Annotated in this window: 6 protein-coding genes; 2 read left to right on the top strand and 4 right to left on the bottom strand. The window is 71.1% G+C overall.

The window, feature by feature from the left end; genetic code table 11:
• The 4 genes from ABEA43_RS67465 to ABEA43_RS67450 all read right to left on the bottom strand — a co-directional run.
• Positions 1-472, bottom strand: a 472-nt coding sequence (locus ABEA43_RS67465; protein ID WP_345581413.1) for an ABC transporter ATP-binding protein, incomplete at its 3' end; no start/stop codon positions are given.
• The gene (locus ABEA43_RS67460; protein WP_345581410.1) at positions 469-1,542 is read right to left on the bottom strand and encodes a peptidoglycan-binding protein; all 1,074 of its coding nucleotides are present in this window, start codon (positions 1,540-1,542) and stop codon (positions 469-471) included. The genes ABEA43_RS67460 and ABEA43_RS67465, both read right to left, overlap by 4 nt.
• Positions 1,539-2,111: a hypothetical protein gene (locus ABEA43_RS67455; RefSeq protein WP_345581407.1), complete on the bottom strand. Its 573-nt coding sequence runs from the start codon at positions 2,109-2,111 to the stop codon at positions 1,539-1,541. Before ABEA43_RS67455 ends, ABEA43_RS67460 begins: the two co-directional genes overlap by 4 nt.
• 92 nt (positions 2,112-2,203) lie before the next feature.
• Positions 2,204-3,766 (bottom strand): alpha/beta fold hydrolase, encoded by a 1,563-nt coding sequence (locus ABEA43_RS67450; protein ID WP_345581404.1) that lies wholly within the window; start codon positions 3,764-3,766, stop codon positions 2,204-2,206.
• Positions 3,767-3,912: 146 nt separating this feature from the next.
• Between ABEA43_RS67450 and ABEA43_RS67445 the strand changes: the two genes are divergently transcribed.
• Together ABEA43_RS67445 and ABEA43_RS67440 are read left to right on the top strand one after the other, a co-directional pair.
• Positions 3,913-5,178, top strand: a complete 1,266-nt coding sequence (locus tag ABEA43_RS67445) for a sensor histidine kinase (protein ID WP_345581401.1) — start codon at positions 3,913-3,915, stop codon at positions 5,176-5,178.
• Positions 5,179-5,228: 50 nt separating this feature from the next.
• Positions 5,229-5,400: response regulator (locus ABEA43_RS67440; protein ID WP_345581416.1), on the top strand; the 172-nt coding region annotated here is incomplete at its 3' end.

The following is a 5,400-nucleotide window of genomic DNA, read 5'->3' as shown; positions in this document are numbered from 1 at the left end:
GCGCGCGGGCGATCGCGACCCGCTGCCGCTCACCGCCCGACAACTGCGGGGGACGGTGGTCCAGGCGATGCCCCAGCCCGACCCGTTCCAGCGCCTCGGACGCTGCCTGCAGCCTGGCGCGATGCCGAACGCCGGTGTACAGCATGCCGTCGGCCACGTTCTCCACAGCGGTGGCGTGCTGGGCCAGGAAGAACTGCTGGAAGACGAATCCGATCCGCATCGCCCGCAGCTTGGCCAGGGCCCGGTCGGACATGCTCGCCACGTCGTCGCCGACGATGCGCACCGTGCCCGAGGTGGGCCGATCCAGCGTGCCCATGACCTGCAACAGCGTCGATTTGCCCGATCCGGACGGCCCCACGATGGCGACCAGTTCGCCGGCCTCGACGGTGAAGCTGGCCTCTTGCAGCGCCACCACCGGTGTCGCGCCGGGGTAGAGCTTCGTCACCCTGTCCAGTTCCAGAACATGCGTCATGACGCCGGCACCACGATCTGCTGGCCTTCGGCCAGGCCGTCGCCGGTGACCTCGACCCTGCCCTCGCTGTCGTCGAACAGCCCGGTCGTCACGCCGACCAGCCGATGCCCTCCACCGGCGGCCACGACCTCGACCGCGTAGCCGCCGCCGGCCAGGGCGAGCAGCGAATTGACCGGCACCGACAGCACGTCCTCGGCGGTGCCGGTGACGATCGCGACCTGTACCGGCGCCTTGTCCAGGCTGCCGGTCCGCTTCGGCCTGGTCGGCCGGATCCTCACCTCGACGGTGGTCCCGTCGTCGGAGGTGGTGGCGACCTTGCCGACCTCGGAGACCACGCCCGGCACGGTCGTGCCGTCGGGCAGCGTGATGCTCACCTTGTCGCCGGCGGCCACCTGGCTCTGCCGGCCGGCGTTCAGCTCGACGGTGACCTGCCGGGCCGTGGAGGACGCCTGCAGCACCACGGTCCCGGCCGCCGTCTGCGCGCCGCTGACCGCGTTCACCTTCAGCACCCGGATCGTCCTGGCCGGCACGAACACCGCCTGGCCGAGTGCGAGGCTCCCCGACTCTTCCAGCCCGGCCTTGTCCTGCAGTTCCCGAAGCGCGTTGTAGGTGGCCCTGCCGAAATAGTCGGATTCGGGGTCGAGCTCGTCCTTGGTGGCGTGGCCGAGCGCCACCAGCGCGGCGTTCAGCTGCTGAACGTCGGCGCCGTCGGTGCCCCACGACAGCGACCGGTAGATGGGAACCGCGCCGAAGAGCAGGACCACGGGCTTGCCGTCCACCCGGTAGAGCACCTTGCCCGCCTTGACGACCTGGCCCACGGTGGGCAACTCGGTCACCGTACCGGCGGCCTTGTTGACGATCTGGTGGTTGCCCGCGTAGCCGAGCGTGCCGTTCTGCAGGGTACGGGCCGACAGCGTGCCCTTGCTCACCTGCGCCAGCCCGGTCCTGGCGGTGCTCTGGGTGGTGGTCGCGGCGGGCGCGGCGAACGGGTCGGCGCGAAGGACCCAGACACCCCCGGCCGCCAGCGCACCGGCCACTGCCAGTGCGGCCGTCCAGCGCGTCGCACTCAACTGCCGCCGCCGGTCTTGCCGGGGGTCATGTTCCGGATGCTCTGCGGCTGGTATTGCTCGCAGGCCTTTTCGGCCTTCTTGAACTGCGGCGTGTTCGGGTCGTCGTCGAGTTTGAAACCGCCACCCGCGTCAGGGTCGGGGAACGACGGGACGCCGTTGTCACGCATGCACGCGGCGTACTTGAGCTTGTCCGCCGTGGACCACGTCGCGCCGGGGTCGTTCTGCGGGGGCGGGGCGGGCATGAACTCCTTGCATGCCTCGGCGGCCTTCGTCAACGCCGGGGAGTCGAGGTCGAGCCCCTTGCCCGGCTCCGGGTCCTTGAAGTCCGGCACGCCGTTCTCGCGGACGCACTGGGCGAAGGCCACCGGATCGGCCTTGGAACCGCCCTGCGGGGCGGCGGCGGACGCCGAACCGGCCTGCGGCGCCAGGGAGGCCACCGTCCTGCCGGGTTCCTGGTCACTCCCGCAGGCCGCGCCGGCCATAGTGAGGGCCGCCAGCGCGACGGCCATCGCGATGCTCCTGCGTGACCGCTTCCGACTGGCCACGTTCTGGCTGAGGATGCCTTCCATTTCGAGCTCCATGGTGTGCGGGTTGGATGGGTCCGGTCGCCGAGACGGTGTGTGCGATGGCCGTCCCGACGACCGGACGGGGACGCCGTCGGTTACTTCTCGGGTACGGGGGTGCCGTCGCAGCCGCGGTCGATGCGGCCCGTGGTGAAGTACGACACGAGCTCGGTGGCGCAGGACGGCACGCGCAGGACGGACCCGTGCACGTCATCGGCCACGGTGAAGACGGTGCCGCCGATGGCGGCGTGCATCTGCTCGGTCCACTCATACAGGGAGACCGCTTCATAGCGGTGTCCGGCCAGCACCAGCGACCCGCCGCCGCGCTGCACCTTGATCTTCTGCACCGGCAGCGGCCAGCCCGCGCACTGCGCGGAGAAGCGGCTGGCCCGCCCGGTGACCGGGTTGCGCTCAAGTCGCCGCTGGTAGGTGGCCCAGGCGTCGGAGAAGCCGAGCCGGCTGGGGTCCTCGTTGCAGAAGACGGCATGGCCGGCGGTCGCGTTGAACCGCTCCGGGGCGCCGACCACCGGGGGCTGCAGAGCTCCCTGCCCGAGAAGTTCCTTCAGGGCAGGCGGCGCGGTGTCGCTCTCCTCCCGCATCTCCTTGAATGCCTGGGCGACCTGCGGCCAGTCCGGTGTGCTCTGGATGGCCAGCATGGCGACCGTGGCACCATCGGCGACCATCTCCCAGTCGCTGTAGTGCTTCGGCGTCTCATCGTAGGCCCGGCCGAGCGCCAGCACCGCGGTCCGCACCTGCTTCGCAGTGGTGCCGAGGCCGTAGGTGTCGTTGCGCTTGGCGATCCACGCCGCCATCCGCCCGAAGTTGCGCTCGGTGCCCGCGGCGTGGCCGTCCTCGAAATCGTCGAGCCGGAAGTTGACCGGCGCCACGCTGTCCAGGAACATGCGCCCGACGCTGCCGGGGAACGTGCTGCGGTAGACCGCGCCCAGCCAGGTGCCCCAGGAGATGCCCAGGAAGCTGAGCTTGCGCTCGCCCAGCGCGATCCGTACCCGGTCCAGGTCGCGGGCCGAGTTCAGGGTGGTGAGCTGGCCGAGGAAGGCGGGATCGGAATCCCCGCACTTCTTGTTCGCCGTGACTCCACTGTCGTGGATGCGCTTGGCCGTCTCCTTGGTCAGCGGTCCCGGCTCTGGCGGCCCGCCCTGGGGGGACGGGCAGTCGACCTTGGTGCTGTAGCCGACCCCGCGGGGGTCGAAGCCGATCAGGTCGTAGCGGTCGTTGAGCTTGGCGTTCGCCTGGTTCATCGAGGCGATCTGCAGCGGGAACAGGTAACCGGCGCCACCTGGCCCGCCCGGGTTGAGCGCCAGGCTGCCCAGCCGGTGCTTGCGGTCGGCGGCCTTGACCCGGGTGATCGCGATGGTGATCTGCCGACCGCCTGGTTTGCGGTAGTCCAGCGGAACGCTGACGGTTCCGCATTCCATCCGGCCCAGCAGCGCACGGAATGTCCGCCGTTGCTCGTCGGTGACGGCGAGGGTGCGGATCACGTCGTCGGAGTAGGCGGGACACGACCGCCACGTGACCGAGGCCGGGGCCTGCCCGCTCGCAGCCGTCGCGGCGGGCGAGCCCGCGATCAGCGCGGTCAAGGTGACGGCACCCGCGGCTGCGGCGGCAACCGCGCGGCCGGTCAGGGATCCACATTGAGTCATGCGGCTCACCTTGCTGGCCGCGGCCGTGCACCCGCGTCCGCCCTCAGCCACACGCAGGCATCTGTCTTGAGACGTATACGGGCGCCGCCGGATCAGACTTGCGGCAGACGCGGGCGCATCGGTCCTGGCCATAAGCTCACAGGACTATGACGCCTCTTCGCGCGTGGTCACGCTCGCCGATGCTGCAGGCCGCGGTGCTGCTCGCGATCTGCGTGCTCGTCAACGACCCGAACGCGATCGTGGGCAACACGGCGGGCACCCCCGTCGCCGCCGGACAGGACGGGCAGCTCGCCCTGTGGTGGACGGCGGCGGCGCTCGCCGCCGTCGGCGTCGCTCTCCGCAGGCGCCGGCCGCTGCCGATGCTCGCCGCCTGCGTGCTGTCCGCCGGGGTGCACGTGGCGCAGGCCGCACCCCTCATGATCATCGATCTGAGCGTGCTGGTCCTGCTCTACACCGTGGCCACCCGCTACGCGTGGGTCATCTCGCTGTCGGCCCTGACCTGCCTGATGCTTCTGGCCGCCGGATGGAGCCTGTACGGCGAGCGCCCGATACCCGGCCCATCCGATGTGCTCTCCACCGGCCCCGGCCTCAGCACCCCATCCGGCCCGAAAGAGGTCATGAAGGTCCATCGCCAGGCCTCGGCCGACACCTGGAGCGGCCTGTCCGTACTCGGCTCGGCCCTGGTCGCCTCCTGGGCCATCGGCTCCGGCGCCCGCAGCCGCCGCGCCTACCTCGACGAGCTCCACGCACACGCCCAAGACCTCGAACGCGAACGCGACCAGCAGGCCGCCCTCGCGGTGGCCGCCGAGCGCGCTCGGATCAGCCGCGAGCTGCACGACGTCGTGGCCCACGGCCTGTCCCTCATGGTGATCCAGGCCCAAGGCGGCGCCGCCGCGCTCGACAACCACCCGGCCGACACCCGGACCGCGCTGGAGACGATCGTCGCCACCGGCCGCGACTCCCTCGCCGACATGCGACGCGTGCTCGCCGCGGTCGGCGAGGTGGACGACGCCTGGCATCCGCAGCCCGGCCTCACGCACCTGCCCGCCCTGCTCGCGCAGGTCAACAAAGCAGGCACGCCGGTACGGCTGCGCGTCGAGGGCTCACCCGTGACCCTGCCCGCCACCATGGACCTGTCGGTCTACCGCATCGTGCAGGAAGCCTTGACCAACACCATGAAACACGCCGGAACGGGCGCCGCCGCCAGCGTCGTCCTCACCTACCACGACGCGGAGATCGGCATCGAGATCAGCGACAACGGCCATGGCAAAGCCGCGAACGTCAGCGGCAACGGATTGCGAGGTATGCGCGAGCGGGTCAAGCTGCTCGGGGGCACGTTCGCGGCCGGCCCCGGGCCTCAGGGCGGGTTCGCCGTGCGGGCAGCGCTCCCGATCCAGGGAGACGCCGCGTGATCCGCGTCCTGCTCGCCGACGACCAGGCCCTCGTCCGTACCGGCTTCCGCATGATCCTCGACAACGCCGACGACATGCAGGTCGTCGGCGAGGCAGGCGACGGCGCGCAGGCCGCGGAGCTGGCCCTCGAACTCCAGCCGGACATCGTGCTCATGGACGTCCGGATGCCCGAGGTCGACGGCGTCGAGGCGACCCGCCGCGTCTGCACCGGCACCGACCGGG

Source organism: Nonomuraea rosea (assembly GCF_039539705.1).
Taxonomy (GTDB): Bacteria; Actinomycetota; Actinomycetes; order Streptosporangiales; family Streptosporangiaceae; genus Nonomuraea; species Nonomuraea rosea.
The sequence above is the reverse complement of the archived record's forward strand: the minus strand, read 5'-3'. Positions and strand labels throughout refer to the sequence as shown.